We start from the raw sequence: 18,405 nt of genomic DNA, 5'->3' as shown, positions 1-18,405 counted from the left end.
CCGCCTGACGAGGAGATGCGCGCTGAGTTCGCGCGCCTCGGTGTCGCTATCGAGGTTCCGGACGCGGATCCGGAGACGGTCGAGGTGATGGTCGAGCTCTGGCCCGCGGTGAGGCTGTTCACGCGTCTCGGAACGCAATGGCGGTCCATCGCCGGGTACTCCGGCGTCACCTGGATCGGCCTCGATTATGCGGCGGTCGACGTCGCGATGCGGCGGCTCGGGGCTGAGGGCGTGAATTTCGAGGATCTGCAGGCGCTCGAGCAGGGCGCGCTCGGCGTCCTCAACGGAGGTGTGTGATGGCCCTCGAGCTGGCGATGCGTGTCACGGCCGACGTGGCCCAGGCGAATGCAGGGCTGACGTCGACCACGCACGCGGTCGACACGCTGACGGCCGAGGCCAAGGCGGCCTCTGCGCAGGCCGCCGCGCTCGGCGCCGCGCTCGGGCAGTTCGCGGCGGCCACCCAGGCGGCGACCCGAGCGGCCGAGGCTGCGGCGAAAGCTGCCGCGGCGCAGGCCGCCGCGCACGCCGCCGTGCGCACGTCGGCCGAGCAGAGCGCGACCGCCGAGCAGAAGGTCGCGACGGCCACGACGGCCACGACGGCCGCCACCGACCGCGCACGGGCGGCGCAGGAGCGGATCGCGCGGGAGCGTGCCGCGGCCGCCGCCGCGACGGCCAAGCTCACGGCCGAGGAAGAGGCGCGGCAGCGCGCGCTCGCCGCCGCGACGGCCGACGAGGAGGCCCGCGCCCGGGCCGTCGCCGCCGCCACCGCCCAGCAGGCGGCCGCCGCCGAGACCCTGCGCGGCCGTTATGTGCCGCTCCATGCCGCCTCCCGCGACTACCGCGCGCAGCTCGCCGAGATCCGTCAGGCCGAGAAGGACGGCGTGCTGTCGTCGGCGCAGGCCACCGCCGCGATCGGGCGGACCAAAGCGGCGTTCGCCGAGCACGTCGTCGCGGCCCGCGCCGCCGGCAAGGGGCTCCAGGAGTTTTCGAAGACCGGCAAGCTCGCCGGCTGGCAGGCGCAGCAGCTCTCGTTTCAGCTCAACGACGTCGTCGTGTCGCTGGCGAGTGGCCAGAACCCCCTGACGGTTCTCGTCCAGCAGGGCTCGCAGATTGCCCCGCTCTTCGGCGGGATCAAAGGGACGTTCCAGGCCCTTGTGTCCGTGCTCACACCCGCCCGGGTGGCCGCCGGCGGCGTGACGGCGGCGGTCGTGGCCGGCGCCATGGCGTGGTCGGATTATGTCGGTTCGATGCGCGAGGTGGACATCGCCTCGCGCGGGCTCGGGGCCTCGCTCGGTGCGTCGTCGGCCGAGCTCGAGGCGATGGCCCGCGCCGGCGCGGCGGCCGGATCGGTCTCCGTCGTCTCGGCCCGGGCGATGGAGGCAGCGTTCCTGCGGACCGGCACCATCGGCACGCGGAATTTCCAGGGGCTCATCGCGATCGCTCGCGACTTCGGCGCGACGCTCGGCACGACCACCGACGAGGCCCGCGACCAACTCGCGAAGATCTTCTCCGATCCGGCCGCCGGCGCCGACATCCTCTATCGCCAGCTCCACCTGATCGACGGTGCGACGGCGCGCTACGTCCAAAAGCTCGTCGAGCAGAACCGGGGCGAAGAAGCGCGGACCGTTCTGCTCGCCACGCTGCAGACCCGGATCGCCGGCGCCGCCGAGGCGCTCGGCACGCTCGCGCGTTTCTGGGACGATGTGGCCCGCGGCGCATCCGACGCCTGGGACGCGACGGGCCGCGCCATCGACGGCACCGTCGAGAAGGCGCGCGCGGCGATGGACGTGCTCGGTCCGATCCTCGCCGCGCGACAGATGGCGGCCGGCGGGCCTGACACGGCATCCTCGATCGCCGGCGCCCTCGGCGCCCGTGTCGGCGCCGGCGTCAAGGCGCAGAACCCGTTCGACCAGGCGTTCGGGACGATCATTCCGAACCCCGGCCTGCGCGACAAGCTCATCGACAGCATCGGGCGCGCCGATCCGCGTCTCGCCGCCGCCCGCGACACGGCGACGTCACGGGCTGCCGGGATCGCGCAGGGTTCATCGGCCGCCTCGGATGCGCAACGCCGGCGCCAGCTCGAAACGGATTCGAATGCCCTTCGAGCCGGTCTCGCCGGCGGCCTCCTCGGCGACGAGCGCGCCGATGCGACGGCCGCGCTCGACGCGAAGACGCGCGCGCTGCAGACCTGGATGGATGCGAGCCAGAAGGCGCAGGCGCTTGCGCGCATCGACATGGCGCTCGCGACCGCCCAGGACCCGCTCACCCAGGCGGAGCTCACCGCGCGGCGCACGGCGATCGAGCTGACGGGTCAGGAGATCACCACGGCGCAGGCCTCCGTCCAGATCGAGACGGCGCGGCAGCGCGCGCTCGCCGAGGGGCTCGCGACATACCAGACCCGCGCGTCCTCGCTCCAGGCCGACATCGCGGCGCAGCGGGCGCTCAATGCGGCGATCGCGTCCGACGCGACGAGCCGCGCCGACGCCGAGCAGCAGATGAAGGTCGAGCAGGAGCTGCGGCCGCTGCTCATCGCCTACGCCAAGGCCGAAGGCGCCGCGAAGGCCGAGCTGGGGCGGGTGATCGACGGCCTGCGGACGGCCTACGGCCAGCTCGCGGCCGAGGAGCGGCGCGGCCGCGCGCTCGGCATGCTCGCCTCGCAGGACGAGCGCCTGGCGCAGCTCCGCGCCGAGACGAGCCTCGTCGGCGCCAGCACGGCGGCGCGCGAGCGCGCGCTCGCGGCGCTCAAGGCCGAGCAGGAGCTGCGCCGCCAAGGCATCGACCTCTCGTCGTCGGAGGCGGCGCGGTACCGCGCCAATGCGGCGCTCGAGGCGGACCTCACCGTGTCGCTCGAGCGGCAGCAGGACGCCTATTCGACCCTGCACGATTTCGGGGCGAGCGCGCTCGACAACCTGACGCAGTCGATCGCGCAGAACGGGCTTTCCTGGGAGACCCTGCGCACGACGATCAATTCGATCGTCGCCGATCTCATCCAGACGTTCGCGAAGCTCGCGATCCTCAATCCGATCAAAAACGCGTTGTTCGGAACCAATCTCGGGACGATGGCCGATCTCTTCGGCGGCGGCCGCGGGGCGAACGACAACAGCCGGGCGGCGAACGACAACGGCGCCGGCCTGCCCGGCGCGGTGGCGCGGAGCGTCACCGGAGCGGCGGCGACGGGCACGACAGCCGCCGGCGCCCAGGCGGCGGCGTGGACGGCGACCACGGGCGGGCTCAATCCGGAGTTCGGCCGTCGCCTCGAGGCGATGATCTCGGATGCGTCGTCGAGCGGGCTCAAAATCGGCATCACCAGTGGGTTTCGGTCGACGGAGCGCCAGGCGCAGCTCTGGGCCGACGCGGTGGCGAAGTACGGGTCCGAGTCCGCGGCGCGCAAATGGGTCGCCCCGCCGGGATCCTCGAACCACAATCGCGGGCTCGCGGCCGATCTCTCCTATTCGTCGGCGGACGCGCGATCGTGGGCGCACGACAATGCGGGGCGCTACGGGCTGTCGTTTCCGCTCGACAACGAGGCGTGGCATGTCGAGCCGCTCGGGCTGCGCTCGGCGCAGGGCGGCGGCTCGGCGGCCGAGGCGGTCGACGCGCTGGCGCGCTCGGCCCGGGACGCCTCCAGCGGGCTCGGCACGCTCGGCCGCGGGCTCAGCGGCAGCGCCTCGTCGCTGCTCGATTCCGCCCGCGGCATCGGCGCCGCCGGCGACACGCTGCAAACGTCTGCGACGGCCACCACGGGCGAGGCCCAGGACGCGTTCGGCCAGCTCATCGGCGGCCTCGAACAGGGCGTGAGCCAGTTCGTGCAGGCGTTCGGCTCCGGCCTGCAATCCATCCTGTCGAGCCTCTCCGGATCCGGCGAGAGCAGCAGCGACAGCGGCGGCGGCATCCTCGGCATCGTGCTCGGTGGCCTCGGGAACCTGTTCGGGGCGAAGGCGGGTTCGACCGGCGGCGGAGATTTCGCCTTACCACACCGCAAGCCGTCGACCCAGCTCGCCGGCGGCGGCCGCGTGACCGGCGCGGGCTCCGGCACGTCCGACTCGATCCCCGCGTATCTCTCGGACGGCGAGTTCGTCGTGCGGGCGGCGGTGGCGTCTCGCCACCTGCCGTTCCTCGACGCGCTCAATGCCGGCCGGACCGGGTTTGCCGAGGGCGGGCCCGTCGGGGCGACGCGGGCCTTTGCCGTCGGCGCCAACCCGGCCTTTCAGGCGGCGGCGAACGACCGCGTCGCCGGCGGCGGCTGGGGCACCTATGCGCCGGTCACGTCCATCACCGTCGGCGCGAACGCCGGCGTGAGCAAAGAGGAGGTCCGTCAAATCGTCGATGAAGGCAATCGGCGGACCTATGAGCGCTCGATGCGGGACGCGCCGGTGGTGACGCAACGTGCGCGGAAAGCGACGCGAGGGCGTTCGACATGAGCTTCCCCGATCCTCTTACGATCCCGGTCGAGCTGCGCCTCGAGAGCATGTTGCTGCAGCCCAAATTCTTGACGCAGAACGGGCCATCGATCGAGCGCGGCGGCGCCGCCTATGACGCGGATTACGGTCCCGCGCTGTGGCTCGGGACCTGGCAGACGGATTATCTGGACCCCTGGGAGCATGGCGTAGTGCGGGGATGGCTCGACGAACTGTGCACCGTCGGTGCGCGGTTCTGGGGCTACGACGCGTTGCGGCCCTATCCCCATCGGCATCCGAGCGGCTTCGCCGCGTTGGGATGGTCCGGCACCGGTACCTTGCAGAGCGTCACCGGTTCGCGCTTCGCGACGATCGGCGGCGTACCGAACGGCCTGCAGATGGCGCCCGGTGATTATGTCTGCTGGGACTACGGCGATGGCGGCGCCAAGCGGGCGCTGCACCGCGTCTCACGCGCCGCGAATGCGGGCGGTGGCGCCATCACGCTGCGCCTGTTTCCCGATATCCGCCCGGGCTGGACCGTCGGCGCCGCCGTCTATTTCGCGGTCCCGACCGCGCGCTTCGTCGTCCAGAAAGACAGCCGCACGGAAGACGCCGCACCGAACCGCCGCGTTCGGATCGGCTTCTCGGCGCTGCAGAGCACCTTGTGAGGTTCATCCCATGTGGGATTTCACCGCTGCTCAGATCGCCGCTCTTTCACGCCCGGGATGGAAGATGCGTCGGTTCATCTGGTCGGAGACGCGAAAGTTCGACGGCACCCCTGACCCCATCGGGTTCTGGGACGACGTCGACAACGTCTCGATCTCGGGGCGGACCTATTATGGGAGCGGAACGCTGTTCAGCGTCTCCGGTCGCACTACGACGATGAACGGGTCGATCCCGACCCTCACGATCACCTTGTCGCAGATCTCGAGCGCCGTGTCGCTCATGGCACGCGGTCAGGACATGACCAACGCGCGCCTCGAATATCTCATCGGCGTGTTCGACGTCGAGACCGATCCCAACCAGCTCATCGACGGGCTCGTGACCCGGTTCCGTGGCCGCATCACGGCGGCCCGCATCGACGAGCCGGAAGCGGGCGGAAAAGGCGCTATCACCATCACCGCGAAGGGCGCTGGGCATCAGCTCACGATGGCGTCGACCGCGCGACGCTCGGACGCCGCCATGCGCCGACGCGACCCGAACGACACCTATTCCCAATATACCGGCGCCCTCAAAGGCATCGACATTGCGTTCGGCACGTCACGGAGCGTCAAATGACGGGCTTCGTGCATGTCGGCAAGATCCTCGGCGAATGCTTCCTGCGCGAGTTTCGAACGCCGTTCGCATGGGGCGTCGCCGATTGCGTGACCTGGGCGGCGGATTGCGCGCTGGCGCTGACCGGTGTCGACCCGATCGCGGACATCCGCGGCACGTACACCACCGAGCGCGGCGCGCAGCGCATCCTCGTCAAACGCGGCTGGGGCGACGTCGCCGGGCTCGCGGCCTCGATCTATGACGAGATCCCGGTCGCGATGGCGCACGCCGGCGACTGGACGGCGATCCGGCGGGACGACGGCGTGATCGTGCTCGGCGTGTCGTTCGGGGCGTGGATCATCGCACGCGGCCCCGACGGGCTCGGCCGGCTCGACCTCACGGCGGCGATGAGGGCCTTCCGCGTCGGCGTGCCGGCGGCTGCGGCTTCGAGCGCGAGCGAGGCCGCATGAGCTTTTTGCTCGGCCTCATCCCCGTCATCGGCGGCGCGATCGGCGCCGGCACCTTCGTCGGCGGCGTGATCGACGCCGCCGTCGTCGCCGGGCTGTCGGCGGCGAGTTCGAGCCTGTTTTCGAAGGCCAAGGTTTCGAACGGCGGCGGGGGTATCGAGACCACGCTCTCGCTCGATCCGGATCGGCCGCAGACGCTCGTGCTCGGCCGGGCGGTTGTGGGCGGACAGCTCGATTTCGCGGCCACGTGGGGGCATTACGGCCGCAACGAAAACTACCACGAAAATGTCCTGCTCGGGATGGCGATCCGCCTTGCGGACCATCCGATAGAGGTCATCGAGCGCGTCTGGGTCAACGGCGAGATCATCACCTATCGCGGGACGACCGGAAACGGCGACGTCTCGCTGATGAGCGGTGATCTTCTATCGTACCGCTTCTACAGCGGCTGGCAGAACGCGGCTGATCCGGTGCTGGTCGACGGCGCGCAGCAAAGCGGCCACAACGCGTGGCCGACGACGGCGATCGGGCGCTCGACGGCCTATGTCCGCCCCTGGGCGATGTACCAGAAGACGCGGATGAACAAGATCCCCACGTTCAAGTGGGGCATCCAGGGAGCGGCCTGCTACGACCCGCGGTTCGATTCGACCGTCAGCGGAAACGGGCCGATGCGCTGGGGTTCGCTCGGCACCTATCGGATTAGCCGCAATCCGATCGTGCAAGCCTACAACGTCGCGCGCGGGATCAAGGTCGCGGCGTCCTCGGGCGCGCTGCTGCACCATTATGGTCTGGAGGATTCCGACACCGACATTTGGCCGCTCGACAATTTCTACGCGGCGGCCAACGAGTGCGACCGGATCATCACCACGGGCGACGGCCGCCAGATCCCGCAATACACGGCGGGCGGCGAGATCACCGTCGATACGCCGCCCTATGACGCGATGGAGGCCCTCGTCGCGACCGCAGGCGGCCGCCTCGCAGACCTCGGTGGGCGGTTCGTCGCGATCCTGCCGTCGATGCTTTCGACGCCCGTCGCGATCATCACCGACGCCGACGTGCTCGCCAGCCGCGAGCTGACCACCGACCTGCTCGCCGAAGACGACGAGCGGGTCAACACCGTCGCCGCGACTTATCTCAACTGGGAGACGGGCGAAAAAGGCGACGCCCCCCTCTACGAGAACACCACCCTCATCGCGCAGGACGGCGGCCGTCGCTCCAAGCCACTCGACACGACGCTTGTGGACGAGCTCGACCAGGTGCAGCGGCTGCAGAGTCAGGCCGCGCTCGAGTCGCGCCGGCAGCGTCGCCTTGCGCTGTCCCTCGCGGCGCGGTGGATCTGGCTCCGGGCCGGCCATGTCATCGCGTGGTACAGCGAGGAAAGAGGATTCGATTATAAGCTGTTCTCGGTCGAGGGGTCGAACGAAGAGCAGAACTACGACAGCACCCTGACAATCCAGGAGGTCGACCCCAACCATTATTATCCGCCGACCGCCGGCATGATCCGGCCGCGGTCGGACGCCGTTTTCATCCCCGTTTCGGCGATCGTTCGAGACGCGGTCGATTTCGCGGTCGCTCCCTTCCCGTGGCACGGCGACAATGGGCGGACAGCGCCGGCGATCCTCGCGACGTGGGTCAATCCGGACGACGCGGAGATCGCCTATTTCCAGATCCGGCGCGCCAGCGATCCCAGCGTCGTCATGCGCCAGCAGGCGGATATCACCGGCGCCGGCGTCGCGGCGTCGGTGATCCTCGTCGGCGGGTTGACGCGCAACACGGCCTATCAAGTGCAGATGCGGCTCGCGGGCTCCGGCATCGGCGACGGCGCCTGGTCGCTGTGGCGGGACGTCATCGCACCGGACGTCGGCGACGTCGATCTCCAGGATCTCGGCGCGGACGTGCGGGCCTATCTCGTCACCGTCGATCAGCTCGGCGACGCGACCGTCGCCGACGCGCGCAACCAGGTCGCGGCGGCGCAGGCGAATGCGGCGGCGATCGTCGAGGCGCAGCTCGGCCGCGTGCTCGACCAGATCTCGGCCGAGCGGGCCGCCGCCGCCGCCCGCGAGGAGGGTGTCCGGCGGGTCGACAGCCTGCGCACCGAGATCGACGCCGCGACCGGCGCCGTCGCGGCCGCGCTCGAGCAGCGGCTCGAGGCGGTCAAGGGCGGCTCGACCTCGAGCATTGCGCAGGTGCAGACCGCGCTCGCCGCCGGCGACGCGGCGCTCGCCTCTCAGATCGAGAATGTGCAGTCCTCGGTCGGCACGTCGATCGCCGGCATCCTGCGGACGCAGCAGTCGCTGACGACCGAGACCGGCGCGCTCGCCGACCAGCTCGACGGGCTCACCGCCTCGCTCGGCGATACCAATGCCGCGGCGACCCGGGAGCAGCTCGCGCGGGTCGGTTCCGAGGCCTCGCTCACGGCGCTGATCGAGGCGCGGGCGCGGGACTATGCGACGCGGCTGCCGGCGATCGGCGACGCGCTGTCGCTGCTGGCGACGGCGGTGCAGGAATCGGGCGAGCGCGCGGCGCGCAGCCGGCTTTCGGACACGCTGCGGGCGGAAGCCGCGGCGATCGCCGAGATCGTCGAGAGCCTGTCGGTGCATCTCGACCAGACCGACGCCTCGATCGTGGACGTACAGACCGTCCTCGCGGCGGCCGACACGGCGATCGCCCAGCGCGTGACGACGATCGAGGCGCAGGTCGGGTCGACCGGAACGAGCGCGTCGCTCACGGATCTCGCGGTCGCGCAGGCTGGCACGAACGAGTCGGTCGCGACGCGGCTCACGACGGCCGAGAGCCGGCTCGGCTCGGCTGAAACGGCGATCACGGACGAGCGCAACGCGCGGGTGAGCGCGGACGGTGCGCAGGCGACGCTGATCACCAATGCGCAGGCGACGGCCAATCAGGCGACGGCGACCGGGCGGCTGCAATTCGACGTCATCGCCGGCCCGACGGGTGCGCAGAGCCGCATTCGCCTGCTCGCCCGAGCGCTTGCGCAGCTCGGCGGGGCGCTGCAGCAGGCCGGCCTGCTGGTCGACACGGACAACGGCGGTCGGATCGTGCTCGAGGCGGCGCGCACGATCATCATGTCGTCGGCCGGTACCGTGGCGGCGCTGTTCGACTCGAGCGGCAAGCTGGCGAAAGCGTATATCCCGACGATCGAAGCGAACATGATCACGACGGGGCAGTTGATCGCCTCGTCGGCCCAGATCGGAGATCTCGTCGTCGGGACGTCGAACATCAACAATTCGGCGGTCATCGAGACGAGCACAGCGAATAATTCTGTATACGTCACCCCGTCTACGCCGACATTGCTCAATCTCGTCGTCGCAAACCCGGAGGGGTTTCCGTGCTTAATCGGATGGCAACTGATCGGCTCGTTCGGCTCCATCCCTGTCGACGGACGAAGCGTCGATATCTACGTGGATGGCTACCTATTCGATAGCTATTTTGGTCCAGGTGGCGCGCAAACGAGCAACGTATTTCCGCTGGGTCGATACGGAACGACATTCACGATATCTGCGAGACTGCGTCCCGGCACAGGTTATTACAACGGAAGCATCTCGTTGTTCTGCTTGAGGCTCAAACGATGATCCCGACCACCGGCTGTTATTACCGGACCACAGGCGCGCGCATCGGAGAGATCACGCGCTGGGTCACCCTGCCGCCCTGGGGCGTCTCGCTGAATGCGGAGCCGGACGAGGGTTTTGTCGTGACACCCGCGATGTACCAAGACGCACCGGTGATGGTCGACGTCGCCGGCGGGTCGCTCGTCGCGCGGCCGGTGCTGCGCGGGCCGGACCGCACCGATATCCGCGCCGACGGCGAGGACGCCGCGACCATCGCCGGCATCCCGGCCGGCGCCGTCGTCACGGTCGACGGCGCGGCGGTCGCGGTGGACGACGGGACGCTCGAAATCGTCTCGACGATGCCGGCCACATATCGCGTCGAGATCGTGTGCTGGCCGTACCAGGATCTCGACGTGACGATCGTCGCGCACGAGCCGCCGCCTCCGCCTCCGTCGCCCGCCGAGCCGGAGCCCGAGGAGGCCGCGCCGTGACCCGGTACGTCGCGACCGTCGACCTGGCGCCGCTCGCCGCCGCCGCCGAGGACCGGATCAATGCGGAGGCCGGCGCCGCGCTTGCGCGCGAATGTGCGTCGGCGATCGATCCGATCTACGAGCGCAAGGCCACCGAGGCCGCCGCGGCGCTCGCCGATCCGGCGCCGACGGCGGATACCTATCCCCACCTCGCCGCGGACCTCGTCGCCGGCGGAACGCTCGCCGACGTCGCCCGGGCCGTCCTCGCCGCCGCCGAGCGCGAGGCGGCGCGCCGCGCCGCCGCCAGCGCCGAGATCGAGCGCCGGCGGCGGGCGGCGATCCACGCCATCCGCGCCGCGCGCCATCCGGCCGCCCTCGAGGCCGCCGCCACAATCGATTGGAGCCTCACATGAGATGGATCGCGCCCGAGAACGTCGTCGCGAATAACGGGTCGGCCACGCTCTCGTGGGCGGGGACGACATTGGCGTTGCTGATCCGGGGCGGCTTCGAGGTGATCGCGCCGTACCCGGGGGGCAGACCTACGAGATCATCGCCGACGCCGTGGCCGGTGCGACGAGCACGACACTGACGCTCGACCGGCCATATGCCGGCCCGACGAGCACGGCGGCACCAATCCGGATCAAGCCGCTCTTCTCGTCCGACGCGGACGCGGCGAGCTTTCTTGCCGCCACGCTGGTCGGCTACATCGATTCGATTGGCAAGTTGCTCCGTACAGCCGGGAATAGCCGGGAGATCGTCCTCCGACGGCAAACAGCCGACGCGCTCGCCGGAATCACACTCGGCACCGGGGACGGTGAGGAGTGGCGCATCGGCATGTACGGGACCGACCGCCTGCGGATCCAGCGGACCACGAACAATGGGGCGACCTATAGCGACGTCATGTCGTTCTCGCTGTCTGACGGGACGGTGTCGCTCTCCGCCAATCTGGCGCTCGGGACGTCCCCCGCGCTCGACGCGGCCGTTGCGGCGGCGGCCGCGAGCGCCAACGCGGCCGCGGCGAGCAAAGCCAGCGTTGACGCGAAGGTGGCCGCGTTCACGGCGACGGTGACGACGTCGAACAACTCCAACGCCGTCGTGCAACTCGCATCGGAGATCCGCCGCATCGTGGCGGCTACCGCTGTCGGCGGCGCCGTCGGTGTCGAGCCGGACCTCGTCATTTCGCCTATGGCTGGCGTCTATTGGGCGCGCGATCTCGGTGTTCCGAGCGGTGATCTGGCAGCGTGGGCCACGGGGATGGGCGGTGCGTTCACCCGGGCGTCGAGCGGGACTTATTTCGGGCCGAACGGAACCATGCTGACGGCCGCGAACAATGTCCCGCGGATCGAGTACGATCAGTACAGCGGTGACAAATTGGGGCTCTTGATCGAGCCGGGCAGCACCAACTTGGCGCTTCGGTCGACCGACATATCAGTGACGCCCTGGGGGGTCGGCGCGAACGCTACCATCTCGGGAACGACCGTGACGGCGCCAGATGGCAGCACGGCCAAGGTGCTCGTCATGAATGCCTCCGCGAACGCATTCGTATCGCAGGGAGGCATCGCGGGCACCAACGGCACCACCTACACGATGCCGGCATGGCTCCAGCTCGTGGCAGGCGGCGACACTCTCACCACAAACAGCATGGCGCTTTATCTCCGTGATGCGGGCGGCGCCACGACGTCCGCCTTCACCCCTGCGGCGTTCACGCTCACCAAAGGCATTTGGAAGAGAGTGTGGGTTGCCGCAAAGACGCTTGCGGATGGCACTCTCACCATCGTCCCGATCTTTGACCGCAGCGGGTATTCGATCGCGATTTGGGGCGCGGGACTGGAGCCCCGTGCGTCGCCAACCTCGGACATTCTCACTGCGGGCACGTCCGCCGCTCGAGCTGCGGACCTCCTCTCGGTGCCCCTACTCGAGCCGTCGCTCTTTTCGGCGCGTACCGGAGCATTTTTTGTCGAGGTCAGCATGCCTTTTGCGCCGTCCGGGACGTCGAGCACTCAGCTCGACGTGGGCGTTCAGCGCGGCGGGTCGTGGAACAATCCGGGGTATCTCGCCCGCATCCGCGGGCAGTCCGGACTGGTCTACGCACAGCAGATCGCTCTAGGCGCCTCCGGCGAGATGGGGCGATCCGAAGAGGTCACGATTGCGACCGGCACAGTGGTACGCATGGCGGCGACGTGGAGTTCTTCCGGCCTGCGGTGGGCCATCAACGGTCGGGCGCCGACCGGCATCGCAACAGCGCCGTCGGCGAGCAGCGCGCCGGCTGCGCTCATCGTAGCTCCATTGGCGGCTGCTTATGCTCGGCGTGTGATCGTCACGCGTCAGGCCCTATCTGATGCCCAACTCCAGGCCCTTTCGGCTCTCACGTGGTGACGCTCATGCACCTCTATCGATTCACGACGGTCGCCGAGCGCGCCGCCGCACTCGACGGTCTCGAAGACGGCGCACGCGGCGCGGCCCTTGAGGTCGACCTCGTCACCGCGCGCGCCGTGTGGGGCGAGCCGGATCCGGAAACCGGCGAGCGGGCGATCGTCACGCCGGCGGTGAACATTGCTGGCGCCTGGCTCCTCGCATCCGGCTCGATCGCCGGCGAGACGCCGATTGCCGCGATCGATCCGGCGACCATGATTGCGACGGACTGCACCGAGCCCTCGATCGCCGGAGCGCGCGTCGAGCCGATGTGGTCCGGATCGGCGGACGCGGCGATCACCGTCTCCGATGGCCTCGCAGCTCGCCGCGCGGCTCTGCGGCTCGCGGTCGAGGCGCGGCGGGACGCGATCCTGACAGGCGGGTGGACCGTGCCGGACGGGCCGTTGACAGGGCACACGCTCCAGACGCGCGGCCTCGAAGACAGGACGAATTGGCTCACGGCGGCAAGCGGTTACGCCGCCATGGTCGCGGCCGGCCATGGCGACGAGGAGGGCGCTGCGTTTCGCGACGCCGCGAACGTCACCGTGACCGTGACCTTTGGCGAGGGGCACCGGGTGCTGCTCGCCATGGTCGCGTGGGGGCAGGCCGTGCTCGCTCGGTCATGGGCGCTGAAGGATGAGGTCGCGGCCGCGGCCGACGTCGTGGCGCTCGACGCGATCGACATCACCGAGGGATGGCCGCCAGCGGTCTGATGCCGGGGAGACGACGGGGGTCCGGACGGCAAGCCGCCCGGATCTGCGGGCGAGGCGCCAACCGATACCCGCACGACGACCTGACGGCTCAACGTCGCCCCGCCGCTGCTGCGCGCAGCCGGATCAGGGGCTCAGATTCGAGAGCCGTAGACAATGGACGATTTCAGGTGCGGCCGGTGCCGCGCGCTGATGTTTCGAGCGGCGGCGGGTGCGATCGCCGCGTCGCTCGAGATCAAATGCAGGCGCTGCGGCGCCCTGAACCACCTGAGGCCGATCGAGCCCGCACGAGAGCGCGAGGAGCGCCACGATGACGACAGAGCATGATCGACCGGATCGGTTCGGCCACCCTACACCTGGGCGATGCACTGGAGATATTGACAACGCTCGAGCGCGGCGTGTTCGACGCGCTTATCGCCGACCCGCCCTATTGCTCGGGCGGTACGACGGCCGGCGAGCGGATTGCGGTGCCCAGCCGCAAATATCAGACCTCGTCAGATCGCGGGCTCTATCCCGAGTTTGCGGGCGATACGATGGACCAGCGGAGTTTCTACGCCTGGTCCACCCTCTGGCTTTCCCGAGCGCGCGCCGCGGTGAGACCGGGCGGGATCGCGGCTGTGTTCTCGGACTGGCGTCAGCTTCCCGTGACGACGGACGCGCTGCAGGCGGCGGGCTGGATCTGGCGCGGAATCGCGGTCTGGGACAAGACGGAGAGGTGCCGCCCGCAGCTCGGGCGCTACCGGCAGCAGGCGGAATATGTGGTGTGGGGCACCAATGGCCCGCGTCCGCTCGCCGGGCCGGTTGCGCCCGGCGTGCTGCGGGCCGGCGTTCCCCGGTTCAAACGGCACATCGCGGGCAAGCCGATCGAGGTGATGGAGGGGTTGCTCGCGGTCGTGGACGGCCCGGTGCTGGATCCGTTCATGGGCTCGGCGCCCGTGGGGCTCGCATGCGCCCGACGGGGCCTCGCCTATCTCGGGATCGAGGTGGTGCCGGAGATCTACAGGATCGCTGTGGACCGGCTCACGGCCGGCCCTGACGCATAGGGCTCGGCCCGGCTCGCCGCGCACGCGGCGAGCGTTCTTTGACAATCGAAGGGCTACTCGATGACAGCGGTTTCGGTCGGATCAAGGTCCCTTTTTTGTGGTGGCCAGTCTAACGGGTACGCCCGTTCGATCAGACCGGCGTCTCGCACCCATCGCTCCCAAACGGCTCTGAACGCCCGCATCGCCTCGTCGATTGTCTCGACCCGACCCTGCCTCGCGCCGGAGCCGTACCAGCCCCCGAACCCGCCGGCGCTCCAGCTCCATCGCGGTGTGTCCGGTGGAGATTCCTCATGATATCGGATGATGCCCACGTGAACGCGCTCGGCCATCACCTGATAGGCTCTCTCGCCCTGAATTCGCTCCAGCATGAGCATGGCTGCGCCCCGATGATCGTTCCTGTTATGTTCTCATTAACGCAGGAGGAGGTCGGCGAGATCAAGCCCCGCCTCTGAGGGTCTCGTGTCAGGGTGTGGAAGCGGCTTCGAAAGTCGTTCGAGGGGGTGCCGAAGCTGGGGCGGCAAACGCCGCCAAAATGCGTTGCGCACTACGCCAAACGAGTTTGCGCGCTACACGAGGGCTGCCATCGCGGCCGGGTCGCGGGTCTTGATGTCTGCGATGACCCGCCCGATCACGAACCGGTCGAATACGGCGCGCCGCACCACCTGATCGGGATAGTGCGCGTTGTCCCGCCAGAGCCGCAGCTTGTCGGCCGAGCCCCAGACCGGTTCGGCTCGCACCAGCCGGCGCATCCCGTTCGTGTTCTCGACCACATAGAGGTACTCGCCCTCGTAGCGGCGGCACGGGACGGCGAGGACGTAATCGGTGTTGGTGAGCGTCGGCGCCATTCTGCCCGCTGCCAAAGGCCGTCCAGGGGGCTGGGTCGCGTTGCCTGTGACGACACTGTTCGGCGGGTGACACGTCACCCCGAGGGAGGAGCACGACGTCGCGGGCGATAAGGATAGGGGGCGTGCGCGTAGGGTTGCCTGACTGTTAAGATGCAAGCTCAGATCGATTCGCCGTTGAGCGCAACGCGCCTGCGGCTACTGCGAGGCTTATCCATGACTAGCTACGTCGTCTGGGCAAATAAGGGCGGCATTGGAAAATCGACGTTGACTTTTCAACTTGCCTGCGAGGCTGCAGTCAGGAATCCTGATAAGCAAGTCTGGGTTATTGATCTCAGCCCACAGTGCGACGTCTCGCGCATGATACTGGGTGGCGGGCACCATGGCGGCGAGGACCTTATTATCTCGCTCATGACCACGTTGCCGCGAAAGACGGTCCAATCCTATCTTTTGGATTGCCTCAATGACGTGCCGTCAGGCATCGGCTGGCCCGATGCAAATAATTACACTATCGTGCCCAACAGTGTTCGCAACGCCGAGGCCGAGCCTCTCCCGCAAAATCTTGGCCTATTGTGCGGAGATTTTGACCTGGAGCGGACAATACAACTTATTGAACAGCTGCCTCAGCCGCCAAGACGATCTGGACGCGCGCCCACTGGGCCCGAGTATTCAAGCTATCTACTTACAAGATCCTTCATTAAATCGGCAGTGGATTCTCTGGATAAGAAGGGTAGCGACATCATTTTCATTGATACTGATCCGTATTTCAACGTAATTACAACTCACATGGGGCTGGTGGGGGCGGATTATTGGATTTCAGCTTACTCACCCAACTCGCAGGCAAGTCAATTTGCCGTCCTGCGCAGTATCGAGTTTATGTTTGAGCCCTCTTCCGGCCTCGGGAAGTTTATCGACGATGAGTTTACAGCACATCCTTCCCCGTGGTTCGATAATCGAGGCAATTCCCTAACTGTGCCAGCCATCACTATGGCGCAACCATATATGCTTGTATCCAACATGACGACACCGTATCGGCTCAGCGGCAGCCACAGCTACACAGAGGCACAGCGGCTACATCGTCAATCAATGACGTCAATGAAAGACAGAGCAGTCGCCGAAGCGGCGACATTCGGAGCACCGGCTTTTTCGATCTTCGAGCACATGTGGGATATGAGACGACTTGGCCTGATCTGCGACTACAATGGCATCAACTTACAAGCACTGAAACTCGGAAGCAACTACCCGGAACCCGGCTCGACACACAGGTACCATCTCAACAGGACGGGTGGTACACCTAACCAACTCGAAGGCTACAACACTCGACTAGCAGCAATCGTTCATCAGTTATAGAGCACGCCCGCGCGACCTGCTCGTACGCGTCCTCAGGTGCCCTCAAATCCTCCGTCCGACGATCAGGCCGGCCACCAAGGCGACGACGGCGGCGGTGACGGCGGGGGGAACGCCGCCGGTCTCGGAGGGCGGGGCGTCGGAGGTGGTCGGGCGGGTGCGGCGGCCGAGGCCGAAGCCGGCGGCGAGGCCGGCCGCGGCGTCGCCGACCGAGGCGCCGGCGGCGGGCAGCGGGCGGCGTCGCGGGGTCTGGGCGGCGACGCTGACGATCAGCACGATCAGAAGGCCGATGATGATGGTGGCGCCGCCGACCAAGGCGATGGCGCCAGCCGGGCCGAACACCGGCATCAGCCAGATCGCCACCGCGACGAGCAGGAAGACCAGCCCGATCAGGGCGAGAAGCCCGGCCGCGATCATCCAGGCGACCTGAAGGAGCCCACGCTTCGCCCGACGCCCGGCATCGGCGATGAGCTGCGCCCCGGCGATCTCCATCAAGAGCTTCATCATCGCTGCGTCCTCTTTGGGCCTCGCGGAGGCCGGGCCTTGCGAAAGTCTGTGGCGTCACGGCGCCGGTCGCGCGGCGCCCGTCTGGCTGCGTCTGCCGGCGCTCGCCGGCTTCGGTCTCGGCGGCGGAGCGTGGGCGGCCCTCCGCTGCGGTCGATCGGCAGGACGCGCGTCCCGCCGTTCGAGAAGACGTTCGTTGCGGACATTGTTCCAGGATTTCGCCCCCGGGTGTCCACAACGTCTCGCCGGGTTTGGGCGCGGGACGCCCTGCGGCTTATGGCTGTCGAGGGAGTCCCATCCCTTTCCGGGCTAGCCAAGCCGCTGCGGCGGGCGCGGTGGCCTGGGCTCCTGGGTCCCCGCCACAAGAACGGGGATCACGGCGGAGAGGGAGAGGGCCACCCTGAAAGGCTGAAAGGCCGGAGTCTCGAAGCCGGGGCGAAGAGCGGCGAGGCGAAGCTGACGCCGAAGCGGAGCTGGGGCGAAGCGGCGCTCAAGCTGGGCGCACAAGCCCCATCCCTCCACCAACCATGGCTCTATCAGCCCCTTAGCCCCATCGCCGCCGCCCTCCTTCTCCCCTCGGGGGAGAAGGTGCCCCGAAGGGGCGGATGAGGGGGGCTTCGGCCCTCCTCTTCAGGAGCTTCGCGGAACGGGAGGGAGCGTAAAGGCCCCCCCTCATCCGGCCCTACCGGGCCACCTTCTCCCCGAGGGGAGAAGGACGCGGCGACGACTCGTTACCTCGCCGGCAAGGCCCCTGCCTTGCCCCTGTCCCCTCAATCGCGGCGGGTGAAGAGGCCGACGAGGAGGCCGAGGCCGGCGGCGATGGCGACGGCCGCGATCGGGTTGCGCTCGATCGCCGTCGAAACGTCGCCGACGGCGCCCGCCGCGCGGGCCTGGGCTTCGCCGAAAGCGGCCTTGCCGCTCTCCTTGAGCTGCTCCGCCTTCGCCTCGGCCGCCTCGGTGGCGGAGCGCACGCGGGAGCGGACATGGTCGGCGGCGGCGGTCGTCTCCTGCTCGACGAGCGCGGCGACGGTCGCCGTCAGGCGGGCGATGTCGGATTTCAGCGCCGCGAGGTCGGCGGCGACGTCGGCGGCATCCTCGGCGATGCGGTTCTCGGCCATGATGCGGTCTCCTCGTTTGCGGGTTCCGACGGAACCTTCGTCCGCAAGGGAACGTGGCAACAGCCGTTTGGTTTCGCTAGGGCGGGAGCGACGCGGTGCAAAAGAATCCCGCCGGCATCGGCCGATGCCGGCCGCACACCCGAGGCGCGCCGCGCCGTCCGGCCGAAAAGGTCCGCCTGCGGCGGATTCGCGCGGGAACGGCACGCCGTCGCCATCAGCCCCGCCGCAAGGCGCGCGCCCCGGCGGCGACGCCCGAGCAGGCCCCAGCATCCACCCGC

General features: G+C 68.8%; 17 protein-coding genes. 14 read left to right on the top strand and 3 right to left on the bottom strand.

The annotated features are described in order from the left end of the window. Window positions 1-15 precede the first annotated feature (15 nt). The 13 genes from F0357_RS13525 to F0357_RS13465 all read left to right on the top strand — a co-directional run bounded on the left by F0357_RS13525 (window position 16) and on the right by F0357_RS13465 (window position 14,768). Entirely contained in the window at window positions 16-297 is a 282-nt protein-coding gene (locus tag F0357_RS13525) for a DUF1799 domain-containing protein (RefSeq protein ID WP_208948334.1), read from the top strand. After that, window positions 297-4,421 (top strand): phage tail length tape measure family protein, encoded by a 4,125-nt coding sequence (locus F0357_RS13520; protein ID WP_153482622.1) that lies wholly within the window; start codon window positions 297-299, stop codon window positions 4,419-4,421. The genes F0357_RS13525 and F0357_RS13520 overlap by 1 nt, the downstream gene beginning before the upstream one ends. Then, window positions 4,418-5,065: a hypothetical protein gene (locus tag F0357_RS13515; protein WP_153482619.1), complete on the top strand. Its 648-nt coding sequence runs from the start codon at window positions 4,418-4,420 to the stop codon at window positions 5,063-5,065. Before F0357_RS13520 ends, F0357_RS13515 begins: the two co-directional genes overlap by 4 nt. A 64-nt stretch (window positions 5,066-5,129) precedes the next feature. Further along, window positions 5,130-5,675: a hypothetical protein gene (locus tag F0357_RS13510; RefSeq protein ID WP_153482615.1), complete on the top strand. Its 546-nt coding sequence runs from the start codon at window positions 5,130-5,132 to the stop codon at window positions 5,673-5,675. Next, window positions 5,672-6,121: a DUF6950 family protein gene (locus F0357_RS13505; protein ID WP_153482611.1), complete on the top strand. Its 450-nt coding sequence runs from the start codon at window positions 5,672-5,674 to the stop codon at window positions 6,119-6,121. Before F0357_RS13510 ends, F0357_RS13505 begins: the two co-directional genes overlap by 4 nt. Next, window positions 6,118-9,705, top strand: a complete 3,588-nt coding sequence (locus tag F0357_RS13500; protein ID WP_153482608.1) for a phage tail protein — start codon at window positions 6,118-6,120, stop codon at window positions 9,703-9,705. Before F0357_RS13505 ends, F0357_RS13500 begins: the two co-directional genes overlap by 4 nt. Further along, entirely contained in the window at window positions 9,702-10,172 is a 471-nt protein-coding gene (locus F0357_RS13495; RefSeq protein WP_153482603.1) for a hypothetical protein, read from the top strand. The genes F0357_RS13500 and F0357_RS13495 overlap by 4 nt, the downstream gene beginning before the upstream one ends. Next, window positions 10,169-10,564, top strand: a complete 396-nt coding sequence (locus tag F0357_RS13490) for a hypothetical protein (protein WP_153482599.1) — start codon at window positions 10,169-10,171, stop codon at window positions 10,562-10,564. The genes F0357_RS13495 and F0357_RS13490 overlap by 4 nt, the downstream gene beginning before the upstream one ends. A 52-nt stretch (window positions 10,565-10,616) precedes the next feature. Next, window positions 10,617-12,527: a phage head spike fiber domain-containing protein gene (locus F0357_RS13485; protein ID WP_153482595.1), complete on the top strand. Its 1,911-nt coding sequence runs from the start codon at window positions 10,617-10,619 to the stop codon at window positions 12,525-12,527. 5 nt (window positions 12,528-12,532) lie between these two features. Further along, a complete protein-coding gene (locus F0357_RS13480; RefSeq protein WP_153482591.1) occupies window positions 12,533-13,276 on the top strand; it encodes a DUF4376 domain-containing protein in 744 nt (247 codons plus the stop codon). Window positions 13,277-13,429: 153 nt separating this feature from the next. After that, entirely contained in the window at window positions 13,430-13,600 is a 171-nt protein-coding gene (locus F0357_RS25500; protein ID WP_153482589.1) for a Com family DNA-binding transcriptional regulator, read from the top strand. Then, on the top strand, window positions 13,597-14,316 hold the full coding sequence (locus F0357_RS13470; RefSeq protein ID WP_153482587.1) for a DNA-methyltransferase: 720 nt from the start codon (window positions 13,597-13,599) through the stop codon (window positions 14,314-14,316). Before F0357_RS25500 ends, F0357_RS13470 begins: the two co-directional genes overlap by 4 nt. Window positions 14,317-14,606: 290 nt before the next feature. Then, window positions 14,607-14,768, top strand: coding sequence for a hypothetical protein (locus tag F0357_RS13465; protein ID WP_153482585.1), 162 nt, complete (start codon window positions 14,607-14,609; stop codon window positions 14,766-14,768). A 114-nt stretch (window positions 14,769-14,882) separates the two neighbouring features. On the opposite strand, the gene F0357_RS13460 is transcribed toward F0357_RS13465, so the two are convergent. Further along, the gene (locus F0357_RS13460) at window positions 14,883-15,176 is read right to left on the bottom strand and encodes a hypothetical protein (protein WP_153482583.1); all 294 of its coding nucleotides are present in this window, start codon (window positions 15,174-15,176) and stop codon (window positions 14,883-14,885) included. A gap of 198 nt (window positions 15,177-15,374) precedes the next feature. Between F0357_RS13460 and F0357_RS13455 the strand changes: the two genes are divergently transcribed. After that, a complete protein-coding gene (locus F0357_RS13455) occupies window positions 15,375-16,508 on the top strand; it encodes a nucleotide-binding protein (protein ID WP_208948333.1) in 1,134 nt (377 codons plus the stop codon). A gap of 42 nt (window positions 16,509-16,550) precedes the next feature. Here F0357_RS13455 and F0357_RS13450 read toward each other — a convergent pair whose 3' ends face one another. Both F0357_RS13450 and F0357_RS13445 read right to left on the bottom strand, forming a co-directional pair. Next, window positions 16,551-17,012, bottom strand: coding sequence for a hypothetical protein (locus F0357_RS13450; RefSeq protein ID WP_153482580.1), 462 nt, complete (start codon window positions 17,010-17,012; stop codon window positions 16,551-16,553). Between the two features lie 767 nt (window positions 17,013-17,779). Then, entirely contained in the window at window positions 17,780-18,127 is a 348-nt protein-coding gene (locus F0357_RS13445; protein WP_153482578.1) for a DUF883 family protein, read from the bottom strand. Between the last annotated feature and the right edge of the window lie 278 nt (window positions 18,128-18,405).

Source organism: Segnochrobactrum spirostomi (genome assembly GCF_009600605.1).
Lineage (GTDB): Bacteria > Pseudomonadota > Alphaproteobacteria > Rhizobiales > Segnochrobactraceae > Segnochrobactrum > Segnochrobactrum spirostomi.
The sequence above is the reverse complement of the archived record's forward strand: the minus strand, read 5'-3'. Positions and strand labels throughout refer to the sequence as shown.